The organism is Novosphingobium sp. 1529 (genome assembly GCF_040544855.1).
Taxonomy (GTDB): Bacteria; Pseudomonadota; Alphaproteobacteria; order Sphingomonadales; family Sphingomonadaceae; genus Novosphingobium; species Novosphingobium capsulatum.
Window position 1 is genome coordinate 620,389 of sequence record NZ_JBEPKW010000002.1, and the last position, 18,267, is coordinate 638,655.

Annotated in this window: 15 protein-coding genes and 1 pseudogene; 10 read left to right on the forward strand and 6 right to left on the reverse strand. The window is 65.6% G+C overall.

The features are described from left to right. Nucleotides 1-4 precede the first annotated feature (4 nt). Nucleotides 5-2,518 carry a DNA ligase D gene (gene ligD / locus ABIC78_RS08055; protein WP_354488784.1) on the forward strand — a complete coding sequence of 838 codons (2,514 nt, stop codon included), beginning with the start codon at nt 5-7 and terminating at the stop codon, nt 2,516-2,518. A 44-nt stretch (nt 2,519-2,562) separates the two neighbouring features. On the opposite strand, the gene ABIC78_RS08060 is transcribed toward ligD, so the two are convergent. After that, nucleotides 2,563-3,504, reverse strand: coding sequence for a GlxA family transcriptional regulator (locus ABIC78_RS08060; RefSeq protein ID WP_354488786.1), 942 nt, complete (start codon nt 3,502-3,504; stop codon nt 2,563-2,565). 125 nt (nt 3,505-3,629) lie between these two features. On the opposite strand from ABIC78_RS08060, the gene ABIC78_RS08065 reads away from it, so the two are divergent. Genes ABIC78_RS08065 through ABIC78_RS08075 form a run of 3 tightly spaced genes read left to right on the forward strand, consistent with a single transcriptional unit; the run spans nt 3,630 to nt 5,801 of the window. Beyond that, nucleotides 3,630-4,430 carry an SDR family NAD(P)-dependent oxidoreductase gene (locus ABIC78_RS08065; protein WP_179563140.1) on the forward strand — a complete coding sequence of 267 codons (801 nt, stop codon included), beginning with the start codon at nt 3,630-3,632 and terminating at the stop codon, nt 4,428-4,430. A gap of 40 nt (nt 4,431-4,470) precedes the next feature. Next, nucleotides 4,471-5,235 (forward strand): SDR family oxidoreductase, encoded by a 765-nt coding sequence (locus ABIC78_RS08070; protein ID WP_054131210.1) that lies wholly within the window; start codon nt 4,471-4,473, stop codon nt 5,233-5,235. Between the two features lie 38 nt (nt 5,236-5,273). Next, nucleotides 5,274-5,801: a carboxymuconolactone decarboxylase family protein gene (locus tag ABIC78_RS08075; RefSeq protein ID WP_354488789.1), complete on the forward strand. Its 528-nt coding sequence runs from the start codon at nt 5,274-5,276 to the stop codon at nt 5,799-5,801. A gap of 77 nt (nt 5,802-5,878) precedes the next feature. Here ABIC78_RS08075 and ABIC78_RS08080 read toward each other — a convergent pair whose 3' ends face one another. The 4 genes and pseudogenes from ABIC78_RS08080 to ABIC78_RS08095 all read right to left on the reverse strand — a co-directional run bounded on the left by ABIC78_RS08080 (nt 5,879) and on the right by ABIC78_RS08095 (nt 11,490). Beyond that, nucleotides 5,879-7,138 (reverse strand): TolC family outer membrane protein, encoded by a 1,260-nt coding sequence (locus ABIC78_RS08080; protein WP_354488791.1) that lies wholly within the window; start codon nt 7,136-7,138, stop codon nt 5,879-5,881. After that, nucleotides 7,131-9,548 (reverse strand): FtsX-like permease family protein, encoded by a 2,418-nt coding sequence (locus tag ABIC78_RS08085; RefSeq protein WP_354488793.1) that lies wholly within the window; start codon nt 9,546-9,548, stop codon nt 7,131-7,133. Before ABIC78_RS08085 ends, ABIC78_RS08080 begins: the two co-directional genes overlap by 8 nt. A 12-nt stretch (nt 9,549-9,560) precedes the next feature. After that, nucleotides 9,561-10,240, reverse strand: a pseudogene (locus tag ABIC78_RS08090) (ABC transporter ATP-binding protein). A 14-nt stretch (nt 10,241-10,254) separates the two neighbouring features. Next, a complete protein-coding gene (locus ABIC78_RS08095) occupies nt 10,255-11,490 on the reverse strand; it encodes an efflux RND transporter periplasmic adaptor subunit (RefSeq protein WP_354488795.1) in 1,236 nt (411 codons plus the stop codon). A gap of 154 nt (nt 11,491-11,644) precedes the next feature. Between ABIC78_RS08095 and ABIC78_RS08100 the strand changes: the two genes are divergently transcribed. The 3 genes from ABIC78_RS08100 (at nt 11,645) to ABIC78_RS08110 (ending at nt 15,093) form a co-directional block, all read left to right on the forward strand. After that, nucleotides 11,645-12,916 (forward strand): sigma-54-dependent transcriptional regulator, encoded by a 1,272-nt coding sequence (locus ABIC78_RS08100; RefSeq protein ID WP_354488797.1) that lies wholly within the window; start codon nt 11,645-11,647, stop codon nt 12,914-12,916. Further along, a complete protein-coding gene (locus ABIC78_RS08105) occupies nt 12,906-14,114 on the forward strand; it encodes a sensor histidine kinase (RefSeq protein WP_354488799.1) in 1,209 nt (402 codons plus the stop codon). The genes ABIC78_RS08100 and ABIC78_RS08105 overlap by 11 nt, the downstream gene beginning before the upstream one ends. An 85-nt stretch (nt 14,115-14,199) precedes the next feature. After that, entirely contained in the window at nt 14,200-15,093 is an 894-nt protein-coding gene (locus ABIC78_RS08110; RefSeq protein ID WP_354488801.1) for a Gfo/Idh/MocA family protein, read from the forward strand. 15 nt (nt 15,094-15,108) lie between these two features. On the opposite strand, the gene ABIC78_RS08115 is transcribed toward ABIC78_RS08110, so the two are convergent. Continuing rightward, entirely contained in the window at nt 15,109-17,343 is a 2,235-nt protein-coding gene (locus ABIC78_RS08115) for a putative bifunctional diguanylate cyclase/phosphodiesterase (RefSeq protein ID WP_354488803.1), read from the reverse strand. Between the two features lie 149 nt (nt 17,344-17,492). On the opposite strand from ABIC78_RS08115, the gene ABIC78_RS08120 reads away from it, so the two are divergent. From ABIC78_RS08120 to ABIC78_RS08130, 3 genes are all read left to right on the forward strand, one after another. Then, the gene (locus ABIC78_RS08120) at nt 17,493-17,651 is read left to right on the forward strand and encodes a c-type cytochrome (RefSeq protein ID WP_022677892.1); all 159 of its coding nucleotides are present in this window, start codon (nt 17,493-17,495) and stop codon (nt 17,649-17,651) included. A 115-nt stretch (nt 17,652-17,766) separates the two neighbouring features. After that, nucleotides 17,767-17,940, forward strand: a complete 174-nt coding sequence (locus tag ABIC78_RS08125; protein WP_156306455.1) for a hypothetical protein — start codon at nt 17,767-17,769, stop codon at nt 17,938-17,940. Nucleotides 17,941-17,945: 5 nt separating this feature from the next. Then, on the forward strand, nt 17,946-18,158 hold the full coding sequence (locus ABIC78_RS08130; RefSeq protein ID WP_354488806.1) for an SDR family oxidoreductase: 213 nt from the start codon (nt 17,946-17,948) through the stop codon (nt 18,156-18,158). The last annotated feature ends 109 nt before the right edge of the window (nt 18,159-18,267 follow it).

An 18,267-nucleotide genomic window follows, 5' to 3' on the forward strand; every position in this document is an offset into this window, starting at 1 on the left:
TCTCGTGGCCCGCGCCGATCCGCTCGCGCCCTATAACGCCAAGCGCGATTTCACCCGCACGGCCGAGCCAAAGGGCGTGGAAGAGCCCAGCGAGCAGGGCCACCTCTTCGTCGTGCAAAAGCATGATGCCACCCGCCTGCATTGGGATTTCCGGCTGGAAGTCGATGGCGTATTGAAAAGCTGGGCGGTGACGCGTGGCCCTAGCCTCAACCCCGATGACAAGCGCCTGGCCGTTCGCACCGAAGACCATCCCATGTCCTATGCGCGGTTCGAAGGCAGCATCCCCAAGGGCGAGTATGGCGGCGGCACCGTGATGCTGTGGGACCAGGGCCGCTGGGAACCAGTCGAAGGCAAGAGCGCCAAGGACCTGGAAAAGGGCCACCTGCATTTCCGCTTGTTTGGCGAGCGCATGAACGGCGAGTGGCTGCTCGTGCGGATGAAGCCGCGCGGCAAGGAAAAGCGGGAGAACTGGCTGCTCCGCAAAGTGGCTGATGATCATGCCGGCAGCAGCGAACATCTGGTGGAGCGCGGGCTGACCAGTGTTCTGACCGGCCGCTCCATGGCCCAGATCGCTGCCGACAAGCGGGGCAGCCAGTCCTTGGCCGGCAAGCAAGGCAAGCGCTTTGCCGAGGCGATGGAGCATGCGGCCCGCCACAATGCCACGGCCGCGACAAAGCCCAAACGCCGCGCAAAACGCCAAACTGCCGCCCGCCTGCCCGCGTTCGAGCCGGTGCAGCTTGCCACGCTGGTCGATGCCGTGCCCACCGGCAACGACTGGATGCACGAAATCAAGTTCGACGGATACCGCCTGCTCGCCGCGGTCAAGGGTGCCGAGGTAAAGCTGCTGACCCGCACCGGGCTGGACTGGACCGAACGGTTTCAGCCGCTGGCCGACGCCCTGGCCGCGCTCGACCTTCCGCCCGCGCTGATCGATGGCGAAGCCGTGGCACTCGACGCGCAGGGCAATCCCAGCTTCTCAACGCTGCAGGCCGCTCTCAAGTCGGGCCATAGCGCAAAGCTGGCCTATTTCGCCTTCGATCTGCTGCGCCTGGCGGGCGATGATCTCAAGCCGCTGCCCAATATCGAGCGCAAGGAACGCCTCGAAGCGCTGATGGCACAGGCGCAGCCACCGCTCCATGTTGCCCAGCATGTCATCGGCGCCGGCGAAAAACTGTTCGGTGCGATGTGCCAGGCCGGGCAGGAAGGCATCATCGCCAAGCGGGTGGATGCGCCTTATCGCGGAGACCGCACCCGCCAGTGGGTCAAGGTAAAATGCACGCTGCGACAGGAGTTTGTCGTGCTGGGCTGGACGAAAAGCCCGGCGCGGGCGCGGCCGTTCGGCGCCCTGCTGCTGGGCCAGATGGAAAACGGCGCGCTGGTCTACAAGGGCAAGGTTGGCACGGGCTTCGATACCAAGACGCTGCAGGCACTGGCCGAAGTGATGGCGCCGCTGGCGCAGGGCAAGGCCGGGGCGCTGGTCCCTCCGGCCGAGGCACGTGGCGCGCAGTGGATCAAGCCCAAGCTGGTGGCCGAAATCGCGTTTGCCCAGTTCACCGCCGACGGCCGCGTGCGCCATGCCAGCTTTGTCGGGCTGCGGCAGGATAAAAAGGCCAAGAATGTGACGCCCGAACGCCCTGCCCCCCTTTCCGCGCCAACTGCCCCTGTAAAGATCTCGCATCCCGATCGGGTCCTGTTCCCCGAAAGCGGGCAGACCAAAGGCGATCTGGCGCACTATTACGAGGCCATCGCGCCGCTGATGCTGCCTTTTGCCGCCAACCGCCCGCTCAGCCTGGTGCGCTGTCCGCAAGGGCGGGCCAAGGCGTGCTTTTTCCAGAAGCATGACAGCGGCTCGTTCGGCGACGATGTCCACCATGTGCCCATCACCGAAAAGGACGGTGGAACAGAGGATTACCTCTACGTTACCGATAGCGCCGGACTTCTTTCCTGCGTGCAGATGGGCTCGATCGAATTTCACGGCTGGGGTGCCCGCGCGCAGGCGGTGGAACAGCCCGACCGGATGATCTTCGATCTCGATCCCGACGAGGACCTCGACTTCGCGCAAGTGCGCCGCGCCGCCCACGATATCGCCGGTCATCTGTCTGACATCGGCCTGGTCAGCTTTGCCATGCTGTCGGGCGGCAAGGGCGTGCACGTGGTGGTACCGCTTACGCCCGGCCACGATTGGGACACGCACAAGGACTTTGCCCGCCGCTTTGCCGAGGCCTTGGCGCTGGCCGCACCGGAGCGCTTCACCGCCACCATGAGCAAGGCCAAGCGCAAGGGCCGGATCTTCATCGACTGGCTGCGCAACCATCGCGGCAGCACAGCGGTATTGCCTTACTCTGCTCGCGCCCGCGAAGGGGCACCGGTTGCCGTGCCGATTACCTGGGACGAACTGGATGGCATGGACAATGCCCATCCCTTCTCGATCGCCGATGCCGAGAGGCTGATCGACCGCGCCGCGCAACCCGCCTTGCGCGGCTGGGGCTTTGCCGGACAAACCCTACCCGAACTCTGACCGTCGCTGGTGACGGCCGGGCTGTAGGGTTCGGGCGCGAACGCTTAAGCGGCCTTGGCCAGCCGGCGCACTGTCTGCGGGGGCTGACCATATTGCCGCATGAATGCCTCCCGCATGCGCCGAATGTCGACGAACCCACATTCGCGCGCGACCTGGTCCATCGGGTGGCGGGTTTCCTCGATCATCAACCGGGCGGCTTCCAGCCTGATCTGCTCGACCGCCTTGGCCGGTGTCTGCCCGGTTTCGGCGCGGAAGGCGCGGGCAAACTGGCGGGGCGAGAGGGCGGCAATCTCGGCCAGTTCCTCTACGGTCAGCGGATTGGCCAGGTGCGCCCGCGCAAAGATCACGGCCTTCTGGATACGGTCGCTGCTCGGCGCCAGTTCGAGCATTTCGGAATGCTGCGACTGGCCGCCGGCACGGCGGTGGTGCATCACCAGGCGGCGGGCGATCGCGCCAGCCACATCGCGCCCCAGATCCTTTTCGATCAGGGCAATAGCCAGGTCGAGGCCGGCGGTAAGCCCGGCCGAGGTCCACACCGACCCTTCGTTGATGAAGATGCGGTCGTCCTCGACCCGCACGTTGGGAAAGTCTTCGCGCATCTGGCGGGCAAAGGCCCAGTGGGTGGTGGCGCGGCGACCGTCGAGCAGGCCGATCTGCCCGAGCAGGAATGCCCCCGTGCACAGGCCAGCCACGCGGCGCGCCTCGCGCGCCATGGTGCGCAGGGTTTCCAGCGTTGCCTCGTCCTGGCGCGGCGGTGGTACCAGCCCCGCCAGCAGCAACAGGGTATCAACCGGCCCGACCTGCGCCAACGGCACCGTAGGAACGGCAAACCCGCTGGACGACAAGACCTCCCCGCCCGCGACCGAGGCGATCGACAAGGTATAGTACGGTTCTTCCTGCACGACATTGGCCAATTCAAAGGCGGCCTGCACCCCCAGCGCAAGGAACTGGAAGCCTGGGGTCAACACCATGGAAACGTGCGGCATGTGGCCTCCACAAGCTATGTCTGAAAAACGTAGTTTCTACGTCATATCGGACATAGGCCGTCTGGTCCATAAGGTCCTTGTCACGAGCGATGACGCTCGCACCGACAAGCACAAGGACCACGACCATGACCGCCACCACCAAGGGAACCGCTCTCATCACCGGCGCATCGACCGGTATCGGCGCGATCTATGCCGACCGTCTCGCTGCGCGGGGGTATGACCTCATCCTCGTCGCCCGCAACCGCGACAAGCTGCAGGAACTGGCCGCGCAGATCTCGGACAAGACCGGCCGCTCGGTCGAAGTGCTCGCCGCCGACCTGGGCGACAGCGCCGACCTCGCCCGCGTCGAAAAGGTTCTGCGTGAAGATGCCAGCGTCACGGCGCTGGTCAACAACGCCGGGATCGGCACGCACACCGCGCTGCTGGAAAGCGACGTCGACAAGATGACCGCCATGGTCCAGCTCAACGTTACCGCGCTGATGCGGCTGACTTATGCGGCGGTGCCAGGGTTCGTGGCACGCGGCGGCGGCACCGTGATCAACATCGCCTCGATCGTCGCGGTGGCCCCGGAACTGCTCAATGGGGTCTATGGCGGCACCAAGGCGTTCGTGCAGGCTTTCACCACGTCGCTGAACCATGAACTGGCTGACAAGGGCATCCGCGCCCAGTCCGTGCTGCCCGGCGCCACCCGCACCGATTTCTGGGCCCTCGGCGGGTTGCCGGTAGAGCATCTGCCCACCGAGATCGTGATGGACGCGCAAGACATGGTCGACGCCGCGCTCGCCGGGCTCGACCAGGGCGAAACCAGCACCATCCCTGCGCTGCGCGACGTGGCGCTGTGGCACGCCTTCGAGGCCGCCCGCGCCGCCCTCGGCCCCCAGCTCTCTGCCACCCATTCCGCGCCGCGCTTCCACGCCGCGGCCTGATCGCTCTTCCCCCTCCCCTCCCGGAAACGGAACTACCCTCATGAAACTCACCGGCAACACCATCTTCATCACTGGCGGCACCAGCGGCATTGGCCGTGGCCTGGCCGAAGCGCTCCACAAGCTGGGCAACAAGGTCATCATCTCGGGGCGGCGCACCGCGTTGCTGGAAGAGGTGACGGCAGCCAATCCCGGCATGGCGTCGGTACAGCTCGACGTCACCAAGCTCGATAGCATCCAGCGCGCAGCGCGGGACGTGATCGCGCGCTACCCCGATCTCAATGTCGTGTTCAACAACGCGGGCTTCATGCCGTTCGACGACGTCTCCGGCCCGGTTGACGACGAGCTCGCGCAGGAATTGATCACCACCAACCTGCTGGGACCGATCCGTGTGACTTCGGCCCTGATCGAACACCTCAAGACCAAGCCCGAAGCGACCGTGCTCTACACCAGCAGCGTGCTGGCCTATGTGCCGATCGCCAGCAACGCGATCTATTCCGCAACCAAGGCAGCCCTGCATTCCTACGCGCTGTCGCAGCGGTTCCAGCTGCGCGACACATCGGTGCGCGTGCAGGAAATCGCCCCGCCGTGGGTCGATACCGACCTCATCTACAAGAGCGGCGATCCCCGCGCGATGCCGCTGCCCGATTTCATCGAGCAGACCCTGGTGGCGCTGGCAACCGACGCGCCCGAGGTGATCGTCGAAGGCATCCGCGCCATGCGCGACAACCCCGGAGCCGGCGAACATGCCCTGTTCGACGCCTTCAACCAGAGCCTTGTCGAAAACCCCATTCCCACCGGCGCATGAGCGCCAGCGGACAAACTCACAGGCAAAAGGATATCGTCATGTCCCGCATCACCATTCCCGAAATTGCCGCCGCCCCGGAAGGTTCGCAGGCCGCGCTGGGCGCCATCAACGCCAAGCTGGGTCGCGTGCCCAACTTCTTCCGCGTGCTCTCGAACAGCCCGGCGGTGATCACCGCCCACGCGGCGCTCAACCAGGGCCTGGGCAAGGCGATCGATCTCAAGACCCGCGAACGCATCGCCCTTGCCGTGGCGGCTGTGAACGGCTGCGAATATTGCGATGCCGCCCACAGCTTCACCGGCCACAATTTCGCCAAGCTGAGCAGGGAAGAAATCGACCTGGCGCGGCAGGGAACCTCGGCCGATCCGCATGCTGCAGCGGCCGTGCAATTTGCCCGCAAGGTGGCCGAGGCACGGGGCAAGGTTTCGGCAGAAGACATCGCGGCCCTCCGCACCGCCGGGTTCGGCGACGGCCAGATCGTGGAGATCGTTGCCGTGGTGGCCGAAAACTTCTTCACCAACCTGATCAACAACGTGGCCGCCACCACGGTCGACTTCCCCGCAATCTAACGCCACCGCCCCTCGATAGGCCCAAATCGCGGCGCTGTGCAGACACAGATCTGCACAGCGCCGCGATGCGTTTGGCCCTATCCGTTTGGGATCGCATCCAGATCGAGGTGCCCCGTGGCCCGCAGCAGGGCTGCCTGGGCGATGATCGTGTCGCTGCGGTTGCGTGCCAGCGCGAGCTGGGCGGAACGCAGGCTTTCGTCCGCTACCAGAATGTCGAGCGTCGAGCGCAGGTCAAAACCGTATTCGGCCCTGACCCCGCCCAGCGCAAGATTGGCCGCGTCCACACCCGCCTGGTTGGCCGCCATCTGCGCCCGTGCACCCATCAGGGCGGCCCAGGCGGCATCGGTGGAGCGGGTCGCCTCGCGGCCGGCGGCGGCGGCATCGAACACCGTGGCGCGTTGCGTGGCCTGCGCCTGGCGCACTTGCGAGGCAACAAGACCGCCGGTGAGGATCGGAATATGCAAGCTTAGCCCGAGATTGGCGGCACGCAGGGAACTGCCCGCCCCAACGCCACCAAGGCGCACGTCATAGCCATAGCCACCACCCACAGACACTGTAGGCGCGCTGCCGGCGCGGGCTTCCTGTATCCGCGCACCGGCCGCATCGGCGGCGCGCAAGCTCTGTTGATACAGCGGGTTGGCTGCCAGGGCATCGGCGCGCGCCTGTTCCAGCGTGGCTGGCATCGGGCCCAGCGCGGGCGGCGGCGCCAAGGGTCCAGGATCCTGCCCTACCACCGCGCGATAGTTTGCCGTAGCGGTATCGAGCGTTGCCTGCGCGGCGGCCAGGGTCGCCCCCGCGCTGGCACGCTGCGCCTCAAGCTGGGCGACATCGGTGCGGGTGGCCTTGCCCAGGCGATAGCGCGCCTGCGCCTCTGCCACCTGGTGATCGAGCAGGGCGATATCCGCCTTGCCGATATCCACGGCCTGCTGGTCATACAGCAGTTCGGCATAGACGCCGATCACCTGCGTGAGCAGCGCCGCCTCGGCGTCGCGTAGCCCTTCCTCGCCGGCCGCCACATCTCCTTCCGCCGCGCGCAGCCGCGAGGAAACCCGGCCGCCGGTCCAGATCGGCAGGCTGGCGGAAACGGTGCCGCCTGCGCCGCGATCATAGTCGAAGCGGTCATAGCCGGCCGCCCCATCGGCGGCGGCCGTGATCCGCCCCGCCGCGCGTGCCTGTTCGGGCGTTTCGGCCAGCGCATCCTGCCGCGCGCGGGCCGCCGCCAATGTTGGGTTGCCGAGATAGGCCGCCTCCACCGCATCGCGCAGGGTTTCCGCCTGGACGGGCGCCGATGCCAGCGCGGTGGAAAGCGCTACGGCAACCATAAGCCGCTTACTCATGGTGCAACGCCCAGGCCGGGGTCGCCCGCGCGGCGCGCAGAGACTGGGCGATAACCGTAAGCACGGCAATGGCCAGCGCCAGGAGCGTTGCGGCAACGAAGTACAGCGGCGAGAGCGCAATGCGATCGCTGAAACCGGCCAGCCATTGCCGCATTGCCACCCATGCCAGGGGCCAGGCTATCACGTTGGCGATCAGCACCGGACGCAGGAACTGGCCGACCAGCAGTTTGACCACGTCGCGCGAGGAGGCGCCCAGCGCCTTGCGGATGCCGATCTCTTTCACACGCCGCGAGGTATTGAACGAAGCAAGCCCCCACAGGCCAATGCAGCCGATCAGGACAGCGAGCACCGAGCCGATGGTGAAGAGATTGGCCGCATGGTCATCATCCTCGAACAGCTTGGCGAGTTCTTGATTGGCAGGCGCAGCGTCAAACGGCACTTCCGGAGCAATCTTGCGCCATGTGTCGCGCACCGCGTCCATCGCGGCATCCATCCGGCAAGCATAGCGGGCGGTGAGCACCGGGGCACCCACGTCATGGCTCCAATAGGTGTAATACGTGGCTTCCATCGGCACGTGCGGTGAAAAGAACCGCATGTCGTCCACCACGCCGATGATTGTGCGCGGGTGCCCTTTGCCCAGCGTCTTGCCGACCGCCTCCTGTGCAGAGCGGAAGCCGAGCACGCCAACAGCCGTCCGATTGATCACGATTGCGCGGTTGTCCTTGCTCTTGGTGCCATAGGAATCGTCGGCCCCGTGCTGATTGTCGAACACGCGGCCGGCGATCACCCGCGCGCCGTAAGTGGCAAAGAAGCCGCGCCCGACGACAATTTCGCGCAGCGAAGGTCCATAACCAGGCCGCCCCGGAATCTCGATGTTGTTGTCATTGTTGTTGCCAAAGCCACCGGCGGCGCTGTCGGCAATCCCGACCGCGCGGATGATCGGCAAGCTGGCAATCGCTTCGCGCATGGTGCCTTGCTGCCCCTCGCTCAATCCCGCCATGCTCTTGACCACGATCAGCCCATCGCGGGCAAAGCCAAGATCGGCCTGACGCAGATGGCGGGTCTGCGCCACCAGCACCAGGGTGCCGGCGATGAAGGCCGTGGCCAGCGCGAACTGGAACACGACAAGCATTTCACGCAGCCTGGCGCCGGTGCGGCCGCCACCGGGCGAACGCGCCGATGCCAGCACGGCAGCGGCGGGAAAGCGGGAAAGCAGCACGGCGGGATAGAGCCCCGCGCCAATTCCGACGACGATGGACAGCACCAGCAACGCCGGCACGACGGTGGCATAGGGGATCGACAATGCCAGGCCCGCTGCGGCATTGACCAGCGGCAGGCCCAGTTCGGCCAGTGCCAGCGCGACCAGCGCAGCCAGCGCCGTAGTGAGAATGGCCTCCCCGGTAAACTGCCGCACCAGCATGCTGCGGCTGGCGCCAAGCACCTTGCGCATGGCCACTTCGCGGGCACGCAGGCCGGCGCGCGCCGTGGCCAGGTTCACGTAGTTGACAATCGCGATCAGCATGGTGAGCGCGCCGACTACGCCCAGCGTAATGATCGTCTGGCGCATGCTGGCCATATCGCGCCCTGCCGGGGTCAGGTGCAGATCGGTGAGCGGCAGCAGCGTAAGCTGCATCATCTTGTCTGCGTCGGCGCCCAGGTCGGTCGCGCCATGGCGGACTACGAACGCCGGCATCCGGGCGGCAAAGGCCTTGGCCGCAGCTGGGTTGGGAAAGCGTAGGTAGGTGTTCACCGAGGTGCTGCTCCAGTGATACCACCAGTCTTCATTACCCTTGGGTGCCCCATTGGGGATGCGCGCGAGCATCGTGAACTTGAGGTCGGTATTGCGGGGCAACGGGGCAAATATGCCGGCGACGCGATAGGGTGCGGTTCCGGCGCCGATGTTGAGTGTCAGGGTCTGGCCGATGGCATCAGTGCTGCCAAAGTATTTGCGCGCCATATTGGCGTCGATCAGCACGTTGGACGGGTCGGCGAGCGCGCGTGCACCGTCGCCTTGCACCATCGGCAGGTCCATCACCTCGAAGAACTGGGCATCGACCCAGGCAAGATCCTCGGCTGTGCCGATTCCGCCGCGCAGCACCGTAGCGCCCACGCCGTTGATGCGGGTGCCTGTAAGCCCGGGAAAATCGGCCTTCATTTCCTCCAGCAGGCCGCCCATCGTATTAGGATAGGCACCGTTGACCGGGCTATCGGGCATATTCACCACCGTTTGCACGATGTAGACTTGGTCGTGGCGCGGCAGCCATGTCTCATAGCTGGTTTCGAACTGGACATAGAGGCCCAGCACCAGAAACACGGCGATGCCGACGGCCAGACCGCCGATATTGAGCGCGGCGTAGAGCCGGTGACGCGTGAGCGCGCGATAAAGAGTAAGAAAGGCAAAGCGGTTCATCGGCGTGCCTCCTCAGATCGCGCGGGCGAGCGAGGCGACGATGCGCCCGTCGAGCATGTCGATGCGCCGCCGCGCGATGTCGGCATGACTGGGCGAATGCGTGACCATGATGATCGTGGCGCCATCGGCATTGAGGCTGGTGAGAATATCCATCACCTGCTGCCCGTTTTCGGTGTCGAGATTGCCGGTCGGCTCGTCGGCCAGGATCAGCTTGGGTTCGCCGACGATAGCGCGGGCAATGGCGCGCGCTGCTGCTGCCCGCCGGACAGCTGATGCGGATAGTGGCGCGCACGATGGGATATGCCCACCCGGTCCATCGCGGCCGCAACCCGACCCTTGCGATCGCCACCGGCGTCCTTGCGATAGATCAGGCCCAGTTCAACGTTCTCGGCGATGGTCAGCTCGTCGATCAGATTGAAGCTCTGGAACACAAAGCCCAACGTCATCGCCCGAAAGCGGGCCAGCTCTGCTTCATTAAGCGCGACCAGATCGCGATCGCCGAACAGATAGCGCCCGGCCGTGGGGCGATCGACCGTGCCCAGCGTATTGAGCAACGTGGATTTTCCGCAACCAGACGGCCCCATGATGGCGACGAATTCACCCGCTGCCACGTCCAGGTTGATGTCGGCGAGCGCGGTCGTTTCCACCTCGTCGGAAACATAGCGGCGCTGGATATTCTCTAGGCGGATCATGCTGGGCCCTTTGGTCAGCGAAGGTTGATGATGTCGCCCGTGATGGACGATGTGTTAGACGTCACGATGCGGTCTCCCGCGTCCAGCCCGGCCAGGATTTCCACCTGCGCGGGGTTGCGCCGGCCGACTTTGATCGCGCGACGCCGGGCGTGGCGGCCATCTGCATCGACCACGAAGGCCGACGTGCCGCCGCCGCTGTCGAGCCAGCCGCCCACCGGGGCCACCAGCGCCTTGCTGGTTGCGCCCAGGGTGGCGCGGATATCCATGGTCTGGCCGCGGTTCAGGCCTTGTGGCGCGGGGCCGGCAAAACCCAGTTCGATGTGAAAACGGCCATTGGCGACGGCGGGCAGGACTTTGCTGACGACCAGACCGATGCCGGCGTCGCCCTTGGCCTGCTGGCCCACGGCAACGCGGCCGAGATAGTATTCGTCCACGTCGGCCACCAGTTTCCAGGCACCTTCGCTATCCACCTGCGCCACATGGTCGCCCGCCTTGAGCGTCTGCCCGGGCTGGATCACCAGGTTGCCCAAGCGGCCAGTGACCGGCGCGCGCACCACCAGGGCATCCAGTCCGGCGCGCACCGCGGCAAGGTTGCCACTCAAGCGCGCGCGCGTGTCGGCCAGGCGTGAGGCCTGGAGCCCGGCGGTCTGGTCTTCACGGTCCTGCCCCGCACGCAGCTGGCCCAGGCGCTTGCGCTGGTAATCGGCCTCTTCCTGGTAGCTTTTCACACCCTCGTCAGACACGAAACCCTGATCGTGCAACTGCTGGCGGATCGCCAGGTCGCGCCGCGCCTTGAGCAGGTCATAATTGGCCGAGGCGGTCTGCGCGGCCCGGTCGAGCCGGCTGCGCTCCAGCGACAGTTCATCGCCGGTCAGGGTGCCCAGCTGACTGGCGATTTCCGCCTCGCGGGTCAGCACGTCGAGCTTGAGCGTGGGATTGACCAGCGTGGCCAGCGGTTGGCCGGCCGTGACCCAGGCGCCGTCCTGCACCAGCAATTTCTCCACCTGGCCGCCCGACAGCGTATCGACGAGTGTGGTGACCTTGGGGGCGACCGAGGCGCGGATCGGCAAATAGTCCTCGAACGGCGCGCGCACCACGGTGCCGGTCTCGATCGTGGCTGCTGAGATATCGGTCGATCCGGCCGCAGGCAGCAGTTGCCAGGTCAGTCCTGCCGCCAGCACGATCGCCACGCCGCCTGCCACCCAGCGCCAGCGACGGCTGGCGCGAGGCCGCGTGACGCGGCGGTCCATGCCGGCACCAGGGGAAGGCGATTCGGAAGATGCTCCATTGCTCATGCGGACAGTATCGCAAAGCTTGGCGAACATTCCTAAAGCACTGATAATACAACCAACATTAGACCATGCTGGACAAGCCTCGTTGCGATATCGCACACACTGTCCGGAAATGGACAGTCCTACGCCCCCGTCAAGCCCGCCCCGCGTCCTGCTGATCGACGATGATCGCGACGTGCATCAGGCCGTCGCCGTCCTCTTCGGCCGCGCCGGGATCGAGCTGGTCAGCGCGATGCAGCCCGAAGAGGCTTACTCGGCGTTGGAGCTGGCGCCAGCCGACGCGATCCTGCTCGATCTCAATTTCACACGTGGCCGCACCCACGGCGAGGAAGGCTTCGCCGCGCTGGCCCGGCTCTTGGGCGATGATGCGGATGCGGCCGTGGTCGTGATCACCGGGCACAGCGGCATCCGCATCGCCGTGGCCGCGATGCAGGCCGGTGCGATCGATTTCGTGATGAAGCCATGGCGCAACGAGGAACTGCTCGAGCGCGTGCGCGCGGCGCTGGCCCATCGCCAAAGGCGGCGGGAAATCGCGGCGCTACGCCAGCACGATGGCACTCCGGCCGATCCACCCCGCCTGCTCGGCGCCAGCGCAGCAATCGAGCGCGTGCGCGACCTCGTCCGCCGGGTCGGGCCGACAACCGCCAATGTGCTGATCCTTGGCCCGGCCGGCTCAGGACGCACCCTGGCGAGCAGGGCGATCCATCACGCTTCGCCGCGCGCGGCGGGCGAACTGGTGATGCTGGACGCGCGCGCCGCGGCCGACCCGCGCGACGATGTCGCAGCGGCCGATATCGGGCGCGCGTCCGGCGGCACGCTCTTGCTGCGCCACGTCGATCGACTGGCCGAGGTCGCGCAGGGGCGCCTGCTCGCCCGCCTGCCGGCCGATATCCGCATCGTCGCCACGGCAGACACGGCCGAGCCGCTGATCCCGGCGTTGCGGGCACGGGTGGGCACGGTGGAAATCGCCATGCCGCCTCTGGCCCAGCGCGGCGCCGACGCCCTGTTGCTCGCGCGCCATTTCGCCCGCGCGGCCGAACGCCGGCACGGCAAACCGGTGCTGGGCTTCATGCCCGAGGCCGAGACGGCCCTTGCCGTCACCCCCTGGAGCGACGACGTGCGCGGCCTGGCCCAGGCGGTGGAGCGGGCCGTGGTGCTAGGCGATGGCGGGCTGATCAGCGAGGCTGACCTGGGCCTCGGCCATTCCCCGGCCGAAGCGCCGCTGACAGCGGCGGTCGCGTCCACACTCAACCTGGAAGAGAGCGAGCGCGTGCTGGTTGCAGCGGCGCTCAAGCGGCATGGCTTCAATGTCAGCCACGCGGCCGAAGAATTGGGGCTGAGCCGGGCCGCGCTCTATCGCCGGATGGCCAAGCATGGCCTCTAGCAGCCTAAGGACGGCGCTGCCGGGGCAACTGCTGCTGTTCGGCTGCGGCGCGGCCACGGTCGCCGCCTGGACCGGCGGGTTCTATGCCTGCTTCGTGCTGGTGCTGTTGCTCGGCTTCTGGTTGGCCAGCCTCGCGCTTGCCCGCGCGATGCCGCTGCACCTGCCCGCCGAACGACAGGTGGCGGCGCCCGATGGCGAAACCGATCGCGCGGTGCTGCGTGCCGTGTTGGACCAGGCGCCCACCCCCCTGTTGAGCGTGGAGCGCAGCGGCCGCGTTCGCGCCCTCAATCGGGCAGCGCGCATGCTGTTCGACATCGAGGACGTGCTGATCGATGTGCCCGAGGCCTTGCGGGAAAGTGCGCCGCGCCTGCGCTACGCCGGCCGGGCCTATCGCATCGATCGGATCGAAGCCCATGGCGCTGGAGCCGCACGCACCATCCTCGCCCTGATCGACATCGAGAGCGAAGAACGCCTGGCCGAAGCGCGAACCACGCGCGAACTGCTCGACGTGTTGAGCCACGAGGTGATGAACGCGCTGACCCCGATCGCCTCGCTCGCTGACAGCGCGCTGGCGACGCTCGATGACACGCCGCCACCGGTCGCGCATTTGCGCGACATGCTCGGCACGCTGTCTCGCCGTGCCGATGGCCTGCTCCATTTCACCCAGGCCTATCGCCAGCTGGCCCGGCTTCCCGAGCCGGTCCTGGCGCCGACGACGCTGGCGGTGCTGTTCGACGATCTGCGCCGCATGTTCGCCGCGCGTTGGGGCGGCCGCGTCACTTTCGTGGCGGATGGGCCGCCAGACGGGATGGTCTTCATCGACCGCGACCAGATCAGCCAGGCCTTGTGGGCCTTGCTCCAGAATGGCGCCGAGGCCGCAGTGGCCGCCACCGACGCCCCGCAGGTTCGCCTTTCCGCCAGGCTGGACGACCGCCTGTCGATATGGGTTGCCGACAACGGCCCCGGCGTGCCCGATGAGGGCCGCGCGCGCATCTTCCGCCCGTTCTACACCACCAAGAAGGAAGGCAGCGGCATCGGCCTGAGCCTGGCACGACAGATCGCCCGTGCCCATGGCGGCGATCTGTCTCTGCTCCCCGGCAAGGACACCGCGTTCGAACTGGCGCTGCCCAGCCATGGTCGGAACGCGGATGGCATGCATGCCGCCAAGCCGGCAGCCGATCCCATCCCCGGCAAATGACGTGGGAAAGCCGGTTGCGGTGCCCCGGCACCCGATATATCCCAGCCGGGTGAACGTCTTGGCCCGGTGAAGACAGGAAAACTGTATGCGTGTTCTTGTGATCGGGTTGGGCGACATCGCCCGCAAGGCGTATCTTCCGGTCCTGGCCACGCGGCCCGATCTCGAAATCCATCTTGCGACGCGTGATCGATCTGTGCTCGATGAAGTAGGCCGGACGTTTCGCATCCAGCATCGGCACAACAGCGTCATCGATGCGCTGTCTGCCACCACGTTCGACGCGGCCTTTATCCACGCGGCCACGTCTGCACACTCCGAACTGGTGAAATTGCTCCTCGAACGTGAAATCGCCACGTTCGTGGACAAGCCGCTCGCCGACAATCTTGCCGAGGTTGAAGCGCTCACCACGCTGGCACAGACCCGCGCCACGCCGCTGCAACTGGGCTTCAACCGGCGGTTCGCGCCAGACTACGCCGCCCTGCGCGGCACGAACGCCAGCCTTGTCGTCATGGAAAAGCACCGCAATGCGCAGCCGGACCAACCGCGCCGCGTGATCTTCGACGATTTCATCCATGTCGTGGATACGCTGTTATCGATGGTGCCTGGGCCAGTACTTCGCCACACGATCGAAACCAACGTCATCGACGGCTTGCTGCACGCGGTTACCCTGACACTGGCTGGCGACGGGTTCAGCGCCATCGGCATGATGCATCGTGACAGCGGCCTGGATGAAGAACGCCTCGACGTCATCGGCGGCGGCGCCCGCCACACTGTCCTCAACCTGGCTGACCGTGTCGACACGCGTGGAAGACAGAGCCTGCAACGCCGCGGCGACTGGGTTCCGGTTGGCCGGCAACGAGGTTTTGAAGCGATGTGCGACGATTTCCTGCTCGCTGCCCGCGAGCGTCGACCGGTCGATACCGCCGCGATCCTGGCGACGCACCGCCTGTGCGAGGCGATCGTGCGCCACGCGGAACAATAGCGCGGAAATGCCGGATCAGCCGGCGATGCGCGGCCGGCCTTCTTCTCTCGGCGCAAACCACTGCGCGGCAAACGTCACGAAGACGTTGGCATTCAACGGATAGCTGAACAGATAGCCCTGCATGAGATCGCAACCGATTTTCTGCAACTTGAATGCTTGTGACGCCGTCTCCACCCCCTCGACGATGCAGCACAGCCCCAGCGAATGGCAAAGATTGACGACCGCATCGACGATCGACACGCTGTAGCTGTTGTCGAAATTGAGGGCGAAGCTGCGGTCGATCTTTACCTTGTCGAGCGGCAGGCGATGAAGATTGCTGAGGCTGGAATAGCCCGTGCCGAAATCGTCCAGCGCAACCTGCATGCCAATGGCGCGGAAGCGGTGAAGCGCATGGATCGCCGCGTCAAGGTTGCGCATCACCGCCGTCTCGGTCACCTCGATACACAGGCGGCGTGGGTCGGCAGACGAATTGCTGACCATGTCAAGGATCGCATCCACCGTCTCGGCGCAGTGCAGATCGCAGGCGGATACGTTGACCGAGAGCGTCTTGCCCGGCGGCAGCATGTCCAGCAGTTCCAACGCGCGGCGCATGGCATTGCGCGTAATCACATGGATCACGGTGCTGCGTTCGGCAATTTCGACAAAGCGCTGGGGCTCGACCACGCCCAAGCGCGCACTCGTCCAGCGCGCCAGGAGTTCTCCGCCGACCACTGCGCCCGATTGCATGGAAACGATCGGCTGCACGTCAAAATGCAGTTCGTTTTCGAATTCGCTCGCGTGCAGTTCCGCCTCGATGACGTGATCGTCCAGCAGCCGGCGTTCCAGTTCGAGATTGAAAGGAACCGCTTGTCCGGGCCTCTCCCGCTTGGCGTGGTAAAGTGCGTGGTCCGCACGCTTGGCCAGGTCCACCGGGGTGAGTTCGCTGTCGACAAACGGGGCAAGCCCGATCGAGACCCCAAGGCTCACCTGCCTGTCGCCAATGCGCATCGGCGCTGCCACCGCGGCACAGATCGTCTCCGCCAGCCGCAAGGTGGCCGCGCCATCAAGCTGCACGATCATCGCAAATTCGTCGCCACCCAGGCGATAGAGCGTGGCGTCGGGGCCTGCGGTGTCGCGCAGCAAGCGGGCAACCTCGATCAGCACGCCGTCTCCCACCAGGTGGCCGAACGTGTCGTTGATCGGCTTGAAGCGATCGAGATCGATCAAACCCACGGTCATGGCATCGAGGTTGGCCGGGATCGCCGCATGCTCGAGATCGGCATAGAAACGCCGCCGATTGTAGAGCCCGGTGAGTTCATCGCTATCAGCCAGCAGGCGCGCCTCCCGCTCCTGTCGGCCGGCCTCGATGGCGCTGTGGGACTGGATCGCCAGCTCTCGGTTCAGGCTTTGAACGCGACGCGCGATGAGGGCGGCAACCGCCAGAAACAGGATAATGGAAAAGCCGATTATCGGCAACAACTCGCGAACGGCCAAAGAGCCCGGAGCAAGGCGTTGCCAAGCAATCGTGCCGAGCGGCGCCCCCGACCAATCGCGCACCAAGGTGGAAGCTTCGTCCCCTGCGGATCGGCGGCTCTGCGCCCATCGCAGATGCTGCAAGCCAAAGCCTTTGCCCCATTCTGCAAGCAGCTTGTTGTCGAGAAGGCGGATGTCCACGAAAATACGATAGGTCGACGTGTCGAGCGTCGCCGGGCCGCTTTCCCGAACGATCGGCGAAAACGCGATCAACGCCGGCGTGTCGCCCGCCTTGCCCAGCAGGACCATGGCATCGCCGCGCTGCCTTACGGCGGCCTCATTCGCCGGTACCCGGGCCAGCAAGGCCTTGAGAGTCCGCGGCCCGATCAGGTCAGCAAGCGGGGGCGCCCGTCCGGATGGGAGATGCGCAAACAACGTCCGTCCGTTTGCATCGATCACATAGCCCAGGCCGATCGGCGTTCCCCATTGCGACACGATCCACGGATCGTCCATGGTGCCATAGGCGTGGGCGAAAGCATCGTTCCAATGGGCATTGATGTAGGTTTCGTTGCTGATGCGCGACCGTTCGCGATCGATCGCCCCGGAAATCGAAATGGCCGCCAGCCGGTCGGCATGGGCATCGGCGTTCCACACCAGGAAAGTGACGATAAGCACCGAGGTCAGCACCGAAAGGCTGATCAGCACAGTCAGCAACGCCGCGTGAGACGTGCTGCCGGCGCGCGACATGCGTAGCGCAACGCGGCAGACCTTCCCGAGCGCGGCGAAAAATTTTGCCATCGGTAGAGACTGCTTGAAACACGTTAAACAGGGGTAAATTATTCCGGCAAAACGTGCACTTGCCGATGTAGCCAGACTGTCGCCAACTCATCCTTTACTTTGTCGCGCGCGCGGTTGTTCCGCGTTGCCTGATAGCAGGAAGACAAGCGGTGCGGCTTCCAAGCGTCATCACGTGGAATGCCAAGACGCTCGACACGTTCATCACTGCGCCGCAAAGTGCGGTCAAGGGCACCAAAATGTCGTTCTTTGGCGAGAAGGACCCGACCAAGCGCGCGGTGATCATCGCCTATCTGCAAGGCTTGAAATAACGTGCCGGCAGCGCAGGGTGGCCTGATGGCGCTTTGCCTGGGCGGCGTGAGCGCAATCATCATCGACCACGGTCTGCCCCGGCGCATATGAATGGTAATGGCGGCGTGACGCGACTTGATCGCCCGCGCCGCCCCACCAAGCTGGATTGAACGGGGCCGCGCTCTAAGCCAATCCGAATTGCTGCTGCAATTCTGCCAGCAATTCCTTGTGGAAGGCGATCATCCGGTCATCGGGCTGCCATGCCGCAAAAAAGTCGAACTCCGGATCGATGACAAGGCATACGCGTAAATGCCGTGCTGCCCGGCGCGATCGCTACGCCGATGCTGCGCGGCGCGCTGGAGGCGAGCGGCTACACCGAAGCAGAGTTTGCGCCCGCACTCAGCCTGTTCAACCGCTTTGGTCGCCCCGAGGAAGTCGCCGAAGCCAGCGCATGGCTCAGTTCGGATGCCGCCAGCTATGTCACCGGCCACAGTCTTGTGGCCGAAGCGGGCTACCTCTCGCGCTAGCGCAGGCGTGATGATCAAGTCGGAGATTGGGTCCCCGCGCCGGTGCGGCCCGATGCGCCATTGCGCCGACCGACACTGAAGCAAACTGCTATGCAGCCACAGAAAACTG

Excerpts from the sequence above, each read along its gene's own strand:
- ABIC78_RS08110 (WP_354488801.1), top strand. The coding sequence starts at position 14,200 with ATGCGTGTTCTTGTGATCGGGTTGGGCGACATCGCCCGCAAGGCGTAT.
- ABIC78_RS08060 (WP_354488786.1), bottom strand. The coding sequence starts at position 3,504 with ATGCCGCACGTTTCCATGGTGTTGACCCCAGGCTTCCAGTTCCTTGCG.
- ABIC78_RS08080 (WP_354488791.1), bottom strand. The coding sequence starts at position 7,138 with ATGAGTAAGCGGCTTATGGTTGCCGTAGCGCTTTCCACCGCGCTGGCA.
- ABIC78_RS08075 (WP_354488789.1), top strand. The coding sequence starts at position 5,274 with ATGTCCCGCATCACCATTCCCGAAATTGCCGCCGCCCCGGAAGGTTCG.
- ABIC78_RS08065 (WP_179563140.1), top strand. The coding sequence starts at position 3,630 with ATGACCGCCACCACCAAGGGAACCGCTCTCATCACCGGCGCATCGACC.
- ABIC78_RS08105 (WP_354488799.1), top strand. The coding sequence starts at position 12,906 with ATGGCCTCTAGCAGCCTAAGGACGGCGCTGCCGGGGCAACTGCTGCTG.
- ABIC78_RS08070 (WP_054131210.1), top strand. The coding sequence starts at position 4,471 with ATGAAACTCACCGGCAACACCATCTTCATCACTGGCGGCACCAGCGGC.
- ABIC78_RS08095 (WP_354488795.1), bottom strand. The coding sequence starts at position 11,490 with ATGGACCGCCGCGTCACGCGGCCTCGCGCCAGCCGTCGCTGGCGCTGG.
- ABIC78_RS08100 (WP_354488797.1), top strand. The coding sequence starts at position 11,645 with ATGGACAGTCCTACGCCCCCGTCAAGCCCGCCCCGCGTCCTGCTGATC.
- ABIC78_RS08115 (WP_354488803.1), bottom strand. The coding sequence starts at position 17,343 with ATGGCAAAATTTTTCGCCGCGCTCGGGAAGGTCTGCCGCGTTGCGCTA.
- ABIC78_RS08085 (WP_354488793.1), bottom strand. The coding sequence starts at position 9,548 with ATGAACCGCTTTGCCTTTCTTACTCTTTATCGCGCGCTCACGCGTCAC.